The sequence below is a fragment of the Paraburkholderia sp. genome (assembly GCF_034668105.1).
Lineage (GTDB): Bacteria > Pseudomonadota > Gammaproteobacteria > Burkholderiales > Burkholderiaceae > Paraburkholderia.
Genome location: NZ_JAXDPY010000429.1, coordinates 1 through 13,268 on the forward strand (window position 1 = coordinate 1; position 13,268 = coordinate 13,268).

Genomic DNA, 13,268 nt, shown 5'->3' on the forward strand with positions numbered 1-13,268 from the left:
TCGACCACGCACACGCCATCCAGACCGTATGAAAATCCTCTTCTACATGCCGCATGCCGATTCCGCCGCGTGGCTTCACGACCTTACCCGCGCGCTGCCGCAAGCGGAGCTGCGTGAATGGCAGGCCGGCGATACCGAACCGGCAGATTTCGCGGTGACCTGGCGTCCGCCGCGTGAGATGCTGGCCGGCCGCGACGATCTGCGCGCCATCTTCAATCTCGGCGCGGGCGTCGATGCGATCCTCTCGCTCGAACACGAACACCCGGGCACGTTGCCGCGCAACACGCAGTTGATCAGGCTCGAAGACACCGGCATGGCCCCCCAGATGGCGGAATACGTCACCCATGCCGTGCTGCGCTACTTGCGCCGCTTCGACGAGTATCAAACGCTGCAAAGCGAGCGCCGCTGGAAAGTACTCGATCCCCATCCGCGCGCGACCTTCACCGTCGGCGTGCTCGGCCTGGGTGTGCTCGGCGCGCATGTCGCGCAAGCAGTCGCGGCCTTCGGCATGCCGGTGCGCGGATATAGTCGCAGTGCACGGCAAATCGACGGCATCACGACCTTCGCAGGCGTTGGGCAATTCGATGCGTTTCTGGACGGCGTGAAAGTGCTGGTCAACCTGTTGCCGCACACGCCGGATACGGGCGACGTGCTGAACCGGCGCACCTTCTCGAAGCTCGCGAAGGGCGCGTATCTGATCAACGTCGCGCGGGGCGGGCATCTGGTCGAACAGGATCTGCTCGAAGCGCTCTCTGGCGGCCAGCTCGCCGCCGCGACGCTGGACGTGTTCCGTGAGGAACCGTTGCCGCCCGATCATCTGTTCTGGCGGGAGCCGCGCATTACGATCACGCCGCATATATCCGCGCTCACGTTGCGCGAAGAGAGTGTCGCGCAAGTCGCCGGGAAAATGGCGGCGCTGATGCGCGGCGAAACGGTGAGCGGGGTGGTCGATATCGAGCGTGGGTACTAAGCGTGGGTACCGAGCATGGATACTCGACGTGGACGTCGAGTTCGGGTACTGGAAACGAAGATCGAACACTGTGCTGAGCACTACCGAGTCAAACTGAAGGAGAGCCGCCACGCGCGGGCTCATGGCATGGGACCGCTTTGCATGGGACCGGAGTGACGCGCTAAAGCGCAAACTCCGGTCGACCGCTTTGCATGGGACCGGAGTAATGCGCTAAAGCGCAAACTCCGGTCGACACAGGAGACGCATCATGGCCTTGCCCCAGCACGTCAAAATCGTCGAAGTCGGTCCGCGTGACGGACTGCAGAACGAGAAAGAATTCGTCCCCACCGCGATCAAGGTCGAGTTGATCAACCGCTTGTCGGCGGCGGGTCTTCGCAACGTGGAAGCCGCGTCGTTCGTATCGCCGAAATGGGTGCCGCAGATGGCCGACGGCGCCGCTGTCATGGCCGGCATCGAACGCCGCGCCGGCACGATCTACTCGGTGCTGACGCCGAACCTGCGCGGTTTCGAGGGCGCACTCGCCGCACGCGCGGACGAGATCGTGATCTTCGGCGCGGCCAGCGAAGCGTTCTCGCAGAAAAACATCAATTGCAGCATCGCCGAAAGCATCGATCGATTCGCGCCTGTCGCGCAGGCGGCGAAGGAACACGGCCTGCGGATTCGCGGCAGTGTGTCGTGTGCGCTGGGCTGTCCGTATCAAGGCGAAGTGCCGGTGGCGTCGGTGGTCGATGTGGTCGAACGTTTTGCGGCGCTCGGCTGCGATGAGATCGATATCGCGGATACGATCGGCGTCGGCACGCCGAAGCGCACGCGCGAAGTGTTCGAAGCCGTCACCAGGGTGTTCCCGCGTGAACGTCTGTCGGGTCACTTCCACGATACCTACGGTCAGGCACTCGCGAACATCTACGCCGCGTTGCAGGAAGGTATCGAAATTTATCACGCCTCCGTGGCAGGGCTCGGCGGCTGCCCGTATGCGAAGGGCGCAACCGGCAACGTCGCGACCGAAGACGTGCTGTACCTGATGAACGGCCTCGGTATCGAGACCGGCATCGACCTGGCGCAAGTCGTCGCGATCGGCGATTTCATTTCGACGTCGATTGGCCGGCCGAACGTATCGCGCGCCGGCAAGGCGCTGCTCGCCAAAGCGCGCAGCGAACAGGCCAACTGCGTTTGACCGTTGCCATCCATTCAGGACCTAGAACAATGACGGACCACGCTTCTCCCGATTCCGGCGAGCTCGCCGCGCTCCCTGATTCCGCCCGTCGCGTCGCGCTATTGTTGCGCGAACGCGGCCACGCGGGACGGGTCGTGATGCTGCCGGAGACCGGCAAGACTTCCGCCGAAGCCGCGGCTGGCCTCGGCTGCTCGGTTGCGCAAATTGCCAAGTCGATTCTGTTTCGCCGCCGTGAAGACGATGCGCCGGTTCTGGTGATCGCGAGCGGCGCGAATCGCGTCGACGAAAAGAAAGTCGCGGCGCAAGTCGGCGAGATCGGCCGCGCGGATGCGAAGTTCGTCCGCGAGAAAACCGGTTACGCGATCGGCGGCGTGTGTCCGATCGGCCATGCCACGGAACCGGTCACGCTGATCGATGCCGATCTGCTGGCGCTCGACAGCCTGTGGGCCGCGGCGGGTCATCCGCATGCGGTGTTCAATCTGAGCGCGCAGGAACTGATTGCGTTGACGGGCGCGCCGGTCATCGACGTGGCGTTGCGTGAGACGGTATGAAGCCATGACAGCGGGCATCGATAGCGAAGACGACGAGGCGGCCGTGCCCTCCCCCTGCATCAGCGTGTGCAAGATGGACGCGTCGACCGGTTGGTGCGAAGGCTGTTTGCGCACGATCGACGAAATCGCGGGCTGGTCGTTGTTCGACAACGACGCGAAGCGCGCCGTCTGGGACGCGGTCGAGGAACGCCACGTCCAGTTCATGGCAAAGCAGGCACAGCCCGCGAAGGTGCAGCGATGAACGCCGCACCGCGCATCGTGACGATCGGCGAGACGTTCCACTCGACGCTGGAATTGTCAGTGGACTCGGTGAAATCTTTCGCCTCGCTCGTCAACGACTTCAACCCGCTGCATCACGACGAGGCGTACGCCGCGCAAAGCCGCTTTGGCGGTTTGATCGCATCCGGCACGCAACCCACCGCGCATTTCATGGCGTTGCTGGCCACGCACTTCTCGACCTACGCGCAGCCGCTCGGCCTCGAATTCGATATCAAGCTGAAGAAGGCGGTCCATGCGGACGACACGCTGACGATCACCTGGCGCGTGCGCGATGCCTACTGGAAACCGAGTCTGAACGGCGATCTGACGCATCTCGAAGGGAGCGTGGTGAACCAGCGCGGCGAAACCATGCTGATTGGCACGTCCACGATTCTGGTGATGGCGAAACCCGAAGCATCAGAGCGTTCAGACGCGGACAGGGACGTGGACATGGACATGGACACCAACGCGAACACACCATGACGAAGCTGCCGGAAACGATCCAGGTGTTCGAACGCGGCTGGCTTTCGTCGAACAACGTGCTGCTGGTCGACGACGCCTGTGCCGCGCTCGTCGATACCGGTTACGCAACGCACGCGCCGCAAACCGTTGCGCTGGTGCAAAACACGCTCGGCGCGCGACCGCTCGATCTGATCGTCAACACACATCTGCATTCGGATCACTGCGGCGGCAACGCGCTATTGCAGTCGACGTGGCCGTGCCGTACCGCGATTCCCGCGTCTGAAGCCGATGCCGTCCGCGCGTGGGACGAAACCCGTCTGACGTTTCGCGCCACCGGCCAGCGCTGCGAGCGCTTCACCTTCACCGAAACGATCGCGTCCGGCGCGCAACTGCGGCTCGGCGCGCTCGATTGGCAGGTGCTCGGCGCGCCAGGTCACGACCCGCATTCGTTGATGCTGTATTGCGCTGACGAACGCATCCTGATCAGCGCGGACGCGCTGTGGGAAAACGGCTTTGGCGTGATTTTCCCCGAACTGGAAGGTGAAAGCGGTTTCGCCGAAGAACAGGCGGTGCTCGACGCCATTGCGAAGCTCGAGGTGCGGCTCGTGATTCCCGGCCATGGCGCTCCCTTCACCAACGTCGAAGAGGCACTTGAACGGGCTTTTTCACGCGTTGCGTGGCTGCGCGCCGATCCGGCGCGCAACGCGAAGAATGCACTGAAGGTGCTGATCGTGTTCAAGCTGCTCGAAGTCCGCGCGATGCGCTTCGACACGTTGCTGCAAATGCTCGACGACGCCGCCGTGATGCGCGCCGCGGCGACCATGCTTAAGCCGCGTGGCGAATGGCCCACGCTAATCCGCACGATCGTTGAGGAGTTGGCGGCCAGAAACGGCCCGCTGGCAATCGATGGCGAGCGGATCGTCGCGCGCGAGGCGTGAGGTCGCGGGTTGGGCGGCAGCGGGACAACACCAAAACCGTCGCCACAAAAAGAAAGCCGCTCAACCATCAAGGCGAGCGGCGGAAATTCTGTCGGACGTGATCAGCGTCGAGATGAATGATACGCGCGCCGGTTTTTTGACCGCATCGGTGATTTCCCTACAGAAGCTTGACGCCGCCTTTTAAACCCGTATACAGACCACGTTACGAAGCCGCGTAGTCGCGCCCATGGGACGCCATTGGTTTGTCTATATGAACAATGCGCACCTCCAGTTGCTCCGTAATCCGTAATATTTTCCGCTCCCGTATCTGTGTTGCGCGCCTCAGGTTGAGGACAGATTTTTCTGCGGTACGATCCGCCAGCCGAGATTCACGCCCGCGGCCGCGAGCAGGATCAGCACCGCGCCAAGCACCTGAATCCACGCGAGTGTCTGCCCGAACGCAACCCGATCGACGATGATCGCCACCACCGGATAGATGAACGACAACGCACCGGTCATCGAAGTCGGCAGCTTCTGGATCGCGCCGTAAAGCAGCACATACATGAGCCCCGTGTTGACGATACCGAGCACGATCAATTCGAGCCACTGCACGCCGCTGGTCGGCAGGGCATCGAAACGCACGAACGGCACCAGCATCACGATGCCGAGCGACACCTGGATCAGCGCGATCAGATGCGGCGGCGTGCCCTTCAAGTGCTTCGTGATGATCGACGAGACCGCATACATGGCCGCCGCGCCCACGGCATAGGCGATCCCGACCAGATACTGCCCCGGCATTGCCAGCACCGCCGGCTCGACTTTCACCACGAACACGAGGCCAATGAACGCGACCACCAGCCACGCGAGCGTCGACGCGCTGATGCGCTCGCGAAACACCAGCGCGCCGAGCGCGACCAGCATGAAAGGCTGGGTGTTGTAGACGGCGGTTGCCATCGAGATCGAAGCACGCGAATAGGCCGCGAACAGCAACACCCAGTTGATGACGATCGCCGCGCCGCCGAGCAGCGCGAGCCCGAGCATCTTCCACTAAAAGAGCTTGCGTCTGAACAGGCCGAGCACGGCGCACACGAGTGCCAACGTCGCGCCGCCGAAGATACAGCGAAAGAACACCACATTGAACGGACTCTGCTGCGACGACACCACTAGCCAACCGATGGTGCCGGACATCAGCATGGCCATGGTCATTTCGGCCGCGCCGCGGCGAATTTCATTTGACGCCATGATTCGATCCTCGAATGGATTCCTTTATGAGCAGCAGTGTAATTAATGCGGGCGCCCGAATACATGGCTAAACTTAAGTCGTTCCACAAGCCAACCTAATAATCGAAGGCCAGCATGACCAAACGCCTTGCGTCCCCCATGCCGGCGACACTCGATGAAACCGACCGCGCGCTGCTCGCCGCGCTGGCGGCCGACGCCCGCCAACCGGTCAGCGAATTGGCGCGTCTGGTTGGCCTTTCGGCCCCAAGTACGGCCGAGCGCATCCGTAGGCTCGAAGCACAAGGTGTGATCGAGCGTTTCACCGTACAGATCGATCCGCGCGCGCTCGGCTTCACGTTGCAGGCGATCGTGCGCGTGAAGCCGTTGCCCGGGCAGTTGCATCTGGTGGAAGACGTGATCCGGCGGATTCCGGAGTTTGTCGAATGCGATAAGGTGACGGGCGACGATTGCTTCATTTGCCGGCTGTATCTGCATTCGATCGATCAGCTCGACGAGATTCTATCGAAGGTCACCGAGCGCGCGGAGACCAGCACCGCTATCGTCAAGTCGACGCCGGTGGCGCGCCGTTTGCCGCCGCTTGGCTGAGGGAACACGCGGTTGCGTTGCGTCGAGCTTGAGCGAAACCGTTGCTGCGTGGTGCAGTAGACGAAACGGTGGCCACATCGGGCGTCAGCGAGCCGGCGCCTGCATAGCGTATAAACGAAGTGCCTTACCGTTCGACCGCTTCGAAGAACGACAACATTTCCGCGACCAGTTCGTCCGGCGCTTCTTCAGGAATGTAATGCCCGCACGACAATGACCGCCCGCTCACGTCCCGCGCGACGTGACGCCACTCCGCCAGTGCGTCGAAGCACTTTTCGATCACACCCTTGTCGCCCCACAGCACACGCAGCGGACAGCCGATCTTGTGGCCGCGCTCGATGTCGGCCCGGTCGTGTTCGAGGTCGATGCTCGCCGACGCCCGGTAGTCCTCGCACATCGCATGCACGGCGCCAGGTTGCGCCAGCGCGCTGCGATACGCGTCAAGCGCTTCCGGCGCGAACGGCGCCAGGCCCGCGTGACGGCCGCCCATTACCGCGTCGACATAGGCGGCCGGATTGGCGCCTATCAGCGTCTCGGGGAGCGGCTCCGGCTGGATCAGGAAGAACCAGTGGAAGTAATGCGTCGCGAAGGTGCGGTCGGTGGCTTCGTACATCGCGAGCGTCGGCGCGATGTCGAGCAGCATCAAACGTTCGACGGCGTCGGGATGGTCGAGCGCCATCCGATGCGCGACCCGGGCGCCGCGATCATGCGCGCACACCAGGAATCGTTCGAAGCCGAAGTGGCGCATCACCGCGACCTGATCGGCCGCCATCACGCGTTTGGAGTACGGGGTGTGTTCGGCGTCGCTGGGCGGTTTGCCCGAGGCGCCGTAGCCGCGCAAGTCGGTGGCGATGACGGTGAAGTGCTCGGCCAGTTGCGCTGCGCACCGCTGCCAGATCAGATGCGACTGCGGGTGACCGTGCAGCAACAGAAGAGGCGGCCCTGCCCCGCCCTTCACTCCGAAAATATCGACGTCGCCCGCGGCGACGCGAAAGGGCGTGAAATCCTCGAAGGCCATAGCGAGTCTCTTGTCGTTCGGAAGTCAAAGCATTGTAGGAGCGCACCGTGCCCACGCGGGGTGGGTTAGCCCACGCAAGCATAGAAACTGAACACTCCTTCCAACTGCACTAAACAGACGCGACGCGGCCGCCTCGCCTATAATCGAACGATCGTTCTTAAATCTCGAGCGACCGTGGCCATGCGCGCGGGGCTGTGAGGGCGGCATCACGCTCGTCAGCCTCGACGCATCACAAGTCATGTACCGCTAAACTCATATCTGCCGGGCGCTTAGCACCGTACCGGCCCGCTTATCAGGAGACCCGCACCATGGCACTGCCCGCCGTCCTGCAAAAACTCGCGCTGCCCGTCGTCGCTTCGCCGATGTTCATCGTCAGCTATCCCGAACTCGTGTTAGCCCAATGTAAGGCAGGCATCGTCGGCTCGTTTCCCGCGCTGAACGCTCGCCCGGCAGAACTGCTCGACGAATGGCTCACGCAGATCCAGGCTCAGCTCGCCGAACACAAGGCCGCCCATCCTGATGCGATCATCGGGCCGATCGCCGTCAATCAGATCGTCCATCAGTCGAATACGCGGCTCGAACACGACGTGCGCGTGTGCGTCGAACACAAGGTGCCGATTTTCATCACCAGCCTGCGTGCACCGGCGCGTGAGATCGTCGACGCGGTGCATAGCTACGGCGGCATCGTGCTGCACGACGTGATCAATCTGCGCCATGCGCAGAAGGCGCTCGAAGCGGGCGTCGATGGGCTGATCCTGGTGGCCTCCGGTGCCGGCGGTCATGCGGGCACGACCTCGCCGTTCGCGCTGGTCGGCGAAGTGCGGCGCATGTTCGACGGCCCGATCGTGCTGTCGGGCTCGATCGCCAACGGCGGCTCGATTCTCGCCGCGCAGGCCATGGGCGCGGACCTCGCGTACATGGGCACGCGCTTCATCGCGACCAAAGAAGCGCACGCGGTCGACAGCTATAAGCAGGCGATCGTCAATTCCACCGCGTCGGACATCATCTACACGAACCTGTTCACCGGCGTGCATGGCAACTACATCCGCGAAAGTATCGTGAACGCGGGGCTGGATCCGGACGCGCTGCCGGAATCGGACAAGACCGCGATGAACTTCGGCGGCGACAAGGCGAAGGCGTGGAAAGATATCTGGGGCGCAGGCCAGGGGGTCGGCCTGATGGACGATGTGCCGAGCGTCGGTGAGCTGGTTCGGCGTTTGACGAACGAATACAACGACGCCAAGGCCCGGCTAGGAATCGCGCGCTAAGTGCATGCGCGTGACGCAGGTTGCCGCGGCTCGATTCTGAACCGCAGCATATCCGGCACTCACAACCCGCGCGCGATGCGATGCGAGGCCGCTCCAGCCCGACTCGTATGTGCTTGTATGCGCGCGGGTCTCGCAAACTGTGACCGCGCTGAGCGATCACATATTGCGGCGGTACTGCCCGCCTACTTCAAACAACGCGTGCGTGATTTGCCCCAGCGAGCAGACGCGCACGACGTCCATCAGCACCGCGAACACGTTGTCGTCGTCGATCACTGCGCGTTTCAAACGCTCGAGCGCCGCGGGCGCGTCGTCGCGATGCCGCGCCTGAAAATCGCGTAGACGTTTCAACTGGTTCTGCTTTTCTTCATCGGTGGAGCGGGCCAGCGCAATCGGCTGCGGCGCTTGATGCGGATGCGCGCTCAGGAACGTGTTCACACCGACAATCGGATACGAGCCGTCGTGCTTGCGATGCTCGTACAGCATCGACTCATCCTGAATGCGCCCGCGCTGATAGCCGGTTTCCATCGCACCGAGCACGCCGCCGCGCTCGGTGAGCCGATCGAATTCCGTCAGCACGGCTTCTTCCACCAGATCGGTCAGCTCCTCGATCACGAAGCTGCCCTGATTCGGATTCTGATTCTTCGCGAGGCCCCATTCACGGTTGATGATCAACTGGATCGCCACCGCGCGGCGCACCGAATCCTCGGTGGGCGTGGTGATCGCTTCATCGAACGCATTGGTGTGCAGCGAATTGCAGTTGTCGTAGATCGCGATCAGCGCCTGCAGGGTGGTGCGGATATCGTTGAAATCGATCTCCTGCGCGTGCAGGCTGCGCCCCGAGGTTTGCACGTGGTATTTGAGCTTCTGGCTGCGTTCGTTGGCGCCATAGCGTTCGCGCATGGCAATCGCCCAGACGCGTCGCGCGACACGACCGAGCACGGTGTATTCGGGGTCCATGCCGTTCGAAAAGAAGAACGACAGATTCGGCGCGAAATCGTCGATCGACATGCCGCGCGCGAGATAGGCCTCGACATAGGTGAAGCCGTTGGCGAGCGTGTAGGCCAGCTGCGAGATCGGATTCGCGCCGGCCTCGGCGATGTGATAGCCGGAGATCGACACCGAATAGAAATTGCGCACGCCGTGATCGACAAAGTACGCCTGAATATCGCCCATGACTTTCAGGCTGAACTCGGTCGAAAAGATGCAGGTGTTCTGCCCTTGGTCTTCCTTCAGGATGTCGGCCTGTACCGTGCCGCGCACGTTTTCCAGCGCTGTGCGGCGCGCGGCGGCGAGTTCGTCTTCCGTGAGCGGACGGCCGTGCTGCTGCGCCATGCGGGCGATCTGCTGATCGATCGCGACGTTGAAAAACATCGCGAGAATCGTTGGCGCCGGGCCGTTGATCGTCATCGACACCGATGTCTCGGGCGCGCACAGATCGAAGCCGTCGTAGAGCGATTTCATGTCGTCGAGCGTCGCGACCGAGACGCCGGAATTGCCCACCTTGCCGTAGATGTCGGGCCGCTCGTGCGGCTCTTCGCCGTAGAGGGTGACCGAATCGAAGGCTGTCGAAAGACGTTTGGCCGGCATGCCTTCGGAGAGCAGTTTGAAACGACGGTTGGTGCGCAACGGATCGCCTTCGCCGGCGAACATGCGCGTCGGGTCTTCGTTTTCGCGGCGAAACGGGAACACGCCGGCGGTGAACGGAAAGTAGCCCGGGAGATTGTCGAGCATCAGCCAGCGCAGGATCTCGCCGTGGTCCACGAATTTCGGCAGCGCGACTTTGCGGACCTCGGAACCGGAAAGCGTCGTGACGGCGAGCGCTGTGCGGATTTCACGGTCGCGAATGCGGACGATGTGTTCGTCGCCGGAATAGGCGGCGACGGTTTGCGGCCAGGCGTCGAGCAGCTTGCGTTCGCGTTCGCCGAGGGCGGCGGTGCGTTGGGCGATGAGGGTGTCGAGTTGCTCGTGTTGCTCGTGTTGCTCGTGTTGCTCGTGTTGCGTTTGAGCGGCGCTTGCGGAGTTTGCCGTGACACTTGATCCGGAGACGGCAGAAGGCGCGCCCGTGCCTGCATCGGCTTCGCCGAGCATGCGGCGCGCTTCGGTGAGTTGCCAGCGCTCACGCGCCAGGCGCGCTTGCGCGTCGGCACGCTCACGGTACGCGTGGACGGTTTGCGCGACATCGGCCAGATAGCGCACGCGGGCCGGCGGCACGATGGCGTTGCGGCCACTCGAAAAGCGCAAATCGCCGAGCGCCGGCAGACGGCCGCCGCCGGCGCGCAAGCCATGCGACCTCAACGCTTCGGCAACATGGTGATAGAGCGCCGTCACGCCGTCGTCGTTAAAGCGCGAAGCGATCGTGCCGAACACCGGCATCGCGTCGGGCGCCTTCGTGAAGTCGCCGCGATTGCGCTGGACCTGCTTGGCCACATCGCGCAACGCATCCGGCGCACCCTTGCGATCGAACTTGTTGATCGCGACGAAGCTGGCAAAGTCGAGCATGTCGATCTTCTCCAACTGGCTCGCCGCGCCGAACTCCGGCGTCATCACATAGAGCGGCTCGTCGACGAACGGCACGATCGCCGCGTCGCCCTGCCCGATCCCGGACGTCTCGACGATGATCAGATCGAAGCCCGCGGCCTTGCACAGCGTGAGCACGTCTTCCAATGAACTCGTAATTTCGCTCGATGCGTCGCGCGTCGCCATCGAGCGCATGTACACGCGCGCGCCACCGCCCCAATCACCGATCGCATTCATGCGGATGCGGTCGCCGAGCAGCGCGCCGCCGGATTTGCGGCGCGATGGGTCGATCGCCAGCACGGCGATGGTGAGGGCGTCGCCATAGTCGAGGCGAAAACGTCGGACCAGTTCGTCGGTGAGCGAGGACTTGCCGGCGCCGCCGGTCCCGGTGACGCCGAGCACCGGCACGTCGGCCGCTTCTGCGAGGACGGATAGGATTTCCTGCTCGGCCGATTTGACTCGGCCCGTTTCGTACGCGCTGATCAGTTGCGCGAGGCGGCGGAACGTGACGGCGGTGGGGTCGGCCGACGCCTCGTGCGACTTGACGAGCAGTTCAGCGCGCGGTTCGAAACGCGGCAACCCGCACGCCGACAGATCGCCTACCCACTCGCTGATCGGGCTTTGCCGAACGGCGGCAGCGGCACGCGCGGCTTCAGCGCAACGCCCAATCATGTCGTCGATCATGCCTTGCAGGCCTAGCCGCTGGCCGTCATGCGGCGAATAGATTTTCTCGACGCCATAACGTTCGAGTTCGGCAATTTCTTCAGGGACGATCACGCCCCCGCCGCCGCCGAACACCTTGATACGCTCACCGCCACGCGCGCGCAGCAGATCGACGAGATAGCGGAAGTATTCGCTGTGGCCGCCCTGGTAGCTCGACACGGCGACGCCATCGGCGTCTTCTTGCAGGGCGGCGGTGGCGACTTCATCGACCGAGCGGTTGTGGCCGAGGTGGATCACCTCTACGCCGCTCGCTTGCAGAATGCGCCGCATGATGTTGATCGACGCGTCGTGGCCGTCGAACAAGGCGGCGGCGGTGACAAAGCGCGGGCGCCGGCCCGCGGGCAGCGGGTGGCCGCCAGTGCGCTGCGGCGTGGACAGATCGGTCATGTCTCCCCCAGATCGTTACGCGTATGGGTGCTGGCAACCAGTATAGCTAAACAGGTCGGCGCGCCTCGAACGGCTCGAGGCCGTACAACCTGGCGCGCGGATGATGGGGGTGTGCATCTCAAGCCGCCTAACGCACCGCCAGCGCCTTGATCTGCTCGAGCGAAGGCCAAAGCGATTCGTTCGCAAAGCGCTCGGCAAGAAAATCGACAAACGAGCGCACCTTGGCCGACAGATGGCGGCGGCTCGCGTAGACCACATGGATCGGCAACTCGCGCGGCGGCACGTCATCCACCAGCAGCGGCACCAGGCGCCCGGCGGCCAGATCGTCGCCGATCACCTCGGTGCCGAGCATGGCGATGCCCGCGCCCTGCAGCACGATGACGCGCTGCGCCTCGAGATGGTTGACGATCAGATTGCCGGACAGCCGCACGCGCGGCGAGCCATCGCCGGTCGCGGAGGCGATTTCGAGCGCGGACACGCCCGCGTATTGCAGATAGTTGTGGCGCGCCAGATCGGCGATGGTCTTCGGCGTACCGTGCCGGCGCAGATAGGCCGGCGACGCGCACAACACCAGATGGGCGGTCGCGATCTGCCGCGCGATCAACGAGGACGACTTCAGCCCGCTCGGCGACGCCCGGATCGCGACGTCGAAGCCTTCGTCGATCAGTTCGACCACGCGGTCCGACAGGGTCATGTCGACGGTGACCTGCGGGTACTGCGACGCGTAGTCGGCCACCGCGGCCATCACGTGGCTCAAACCGAATGCCGACAGCGACGATACCCGCAAGCGTCCTTGCGGCACGACGCTCGCCGCGCTGACCACCTGCTCGGCTTCCTCGAGTTCGGTGAGCACCTGGCTCAAGCGCTCGTAGTATTCGCGGCCCGCTTCGGTCGGCGCGACACGCCGCGTGGTGCGGTTCAACAAGCGCGCGCCGAGTTGCTGTTCGAGGTGCATCACATGCTTGCTCGCCATCGCCGCCGACATCTCCATCCGTTCGGCCGCGCCGACAAAGCTGCCGACTTCGACCACCTGACGAAATACTTTCATGCTGACGAGGGTATCCATCTCAATCACTCGCTGGAGGAATTAATCGACTCCATTTTGCCGGGTTTATCAAAAGATAGTCAGCAAATCAATCCAGCAGGGATACCGGAAACAACCAAAGCCCACCTTCCGGAGAAGGCGGGCTTTGGGGAAC

At 63.4% G+C, this 13,268-nt stretch carries 11 protein-coding genes and 1 pseudogene; 8 read left to right on the top strand and 4 right to left on the bottom strand.

Annotated features, from left to right (window positions below; all coding sequences use genetic code 11):
* Positions 1-28 precede the first annotated feature (28 nt).
* The 6 genes from QOC89_RS19395 (at position 29) to QOC89_RS19420 (ending at position 4,353) form a co-directional block, all read left to right on the top strand.
* Positions 29-970, top strand: coding sequence for a glyoxylate/hydroxypyruvate reductase A (locus tag QOC89_RS19395; RefSeq protein ID WP_323046514.1), 942 nt, complete (start codon positions 29-31; stop codon positions 968-970).
* A gap of 247 nt (positions 971-1,217) precedes the next feature.
* On the top strand, positions 1,218-2,144 hold the full coding sequence (locus QOC89_RS19400; protein WP_323046505.1) for a hydroxymethylglutaryl-CoA lyase: 927 nt from the start codon (positions 1,218-1,220) through the stop codon (positions 2,142-2,144).
* A 29-nt stretch (positions 2,145-2,173) separates the two neighbouring features.
* Positions 2,174-2,695: a YbaK/EbsC family protein gene (locus QOC89_RS19405; protein ID WP_323046506.1), complete on the top strand. Its 522-nt coding sequence runs from the start codon at positions 2,174-2,176 to the stop codon at positions 2,693-2,695.
* Between the two features lie 4 nt (positions 2,696-2,699).
* A complete protein-coding gene (locus QOC89_RS19410) occupies positions 2,700-2,936 on the top strand; it encodes a DUF1289 domain-containing protein (protein WP_323046507.1) in 237 nt (78 codons plus the stop codon).
* Positions 2,933-3,436 carry a MaoC family dehydratase gene (locus QOC89_RS19415; protein ID WP_323046508.1) on the top strand — a complete coding sequence of 168 codons (504 nt, stop codon included), beginning with the start codon at positions 2,933-2,935 and terminating at the stop codon, positions 3,434-3,436. The genes QOC89_RS19410 and QOC89_RS19415 overlap by 4 nt, the downstream gene beginning before the upstream one ends.
* Positions 3,433-4,353 carry an MBL fold metallo-hydrolase gene (locus tag QOC89_RS19420; RefSeq protein WP_323046509.1) on the top strand — a complete coding sequence of 307 codons (921 nt, stop codon included), beginning with the start codon at positions 3,433-3,435 and terminating at the stop codon, positions 4,351-4,353. The genes QOC89_RS19415 and QOC89_RS19420 overlap by 4 nt, the downstream gene beginning before the upstream one ends.
* A 321-nt stretch (positions 4,354-4,674) precedes the next feature.
* On the opposite strand, the pseudogene QOC89_RS19425 reads toward QOC89_RS19420, so the two are convergent.
* Positions 4,675-5,574, bottom strand: a pseudogene (locus QOC89_RS19425) (DMT family transporter).
* Between the two features lie 114 nt (positions 5,575-5,688).
* Here QOC89_RS19425 and QOC89_RS19430 point away from each other — a divergent pair.
* Positions 5,689-6,159 (top strand): Lrp/AsnC family transcriptional regulator, encoded by a 471-nt coding sequence (locus tag QOC89_RS19430; protein WP_323046510.1) that lies wholly within the window; start codon positions 5,689-5,691, stop codon positions 6,157-6,159.
* Positions 6,160-6,283: 124 nt separating this feature from the next.
* On the opposite strand, the gene QOC89_RS19435 is transcribed toward QOC89_RS19430, so the two are convergent.
* Entirely contained in the window at positions 6,284-7,174 is an 891-nt protein-coding gene (locus tag QOC89_RS19435) for an alpha/beta hydrolase (RefSeq protein WP_323046511.1), read from the bottom strand.
* 308 nt (positions 7,175-7,482) lie between these two features.
* Between QOC89_RS19435 and QOC89_RS19440 the strand changes: the two genes are divergently transcribed.
* Entirely contained in the window at positions 7,483-8,442 is a 960-nt protein-coding gene (locus QOC89_RS19440; protein WP_323046512.1) for a nitronate monooxygenase family protein, read from the top strand.
* A gap of 156 nt (positions 8,443-8,598) precedes the next feature.
* On the opposite strand, the gene QOC89_RS19445 is transcribed toward QOC89_RS19440, so the two are convergent.
* Together QOC89_RS19445 and QOC89_RS19450 are read right to left on the bottom strand one after the other, a co-directional pair.
* The gene (locus QOC89_RS19445; protein WP_323046513.1) at positions 8,599-12,069 is read right to left on the bottom strand and encodes a methylmalonyl-CoA mutase family protein; all 3,471 of its coding nucleotides are present in this window, start codon (positions 12,067-12,069) and stop codon (positions 8,599-8,601) included.
* 127 nt (positions 12,070-12,196) lie between these two features.
* On the bottom strand, positions 12,197-13,135 hold the full coding sequence (locus QOC89_RS19450) for a LysR family transcriptional regulator (protein ID WP_179735646.1): 939 nt from the start codon (positions 13,133-13,135) through the stop codon (positions 12,197-12,199).
* Between the last annotated feature and the right edge of the window lie 133 nt (positions 13,136-13,268).

Excerpts from the sequence above, each read along its gene's own strand:
- QOC89_RS19430 (WP_323046510.1), top strand. The coding sequence starts at position 5,689 with ATGACCAAACGCCTTGCGTCCCCCATGCCGGCGACACTCGATGAAACC.
- QOC89_RS19415 (WP_323046508.1), top strand. The coding sequence starts at position 2,933 with ATGAACGCCGCACCGCGCATCGTGACGATCGGCGAGACGTTCCACTCG.
- QOC89_RS19435 (WP_323046511.1), bottom strand. The coding sequence starts at position 7,174 with ATGGCCTTCGAGGATTTCACGCCCTTTCGCGTCGCCGCGGGCGACGTC.
- QOC89_RS19395 (WP_323046514.1), top strand. The coding sequence starts at position 29 with ATGAAAATCCTCTTCTACATGCCGCATGCCGATTCCGCCGCGTGGCTT.
- QOC89_RS19400 (WP_323046505.1), top strand. The coding sequence starts at position 1,218 with ATGGCCTTGCCCCAGCACGTCAAAATCGTCGAAGTCGGTCCGCGTGAC.
- QOC89_RS19450 (WP_179735646.1), bottom strand. The coding sequence starts at position 13,135 with ATGGATACCCTCGTCAGCATGAAAGTATTTCGTCAGGTGGTCGAAGTC.
- QOC89_RS19440 (WP_323046512.1), top strand. The coding sequence starts at position 7,483 with ATGGCACTGCCCGCCGTCCTGCAAAAACTCGCGCTGCCCGTCGTCGCT.
- QOC89_RS19420 (WP_323046509.1), top strand. The coding sequence starts at position 3,433 with ATGACGAAGCTGCCGGAAACGATCCAGGTGTTCGAACGCGGCTGGCTT.
- QOC89_RS19445 (WP_323046513.1), bottom strand. The coding sequence starts at position 12,069 with ATGACCGATCTGTCCACGCCGCAGCGCACTGGCGGCCACCCGCTGCCC.
- QOC89_RS19410 (WP_323046507.1), top strand. The coding sequence starts at position 2,700 with ATGACAGCGGGCATCGATAGCGAAGACGACGAGGCGGCCGTGCCCTCC.
- QOC89_RS19405 (WP_323046506.1), top strand. The coding sequence starts at position 2,174 with ATGACGGACCACGCTTCTCCCGATTCCGGCGAGCTCGCCGCGCTCCCT.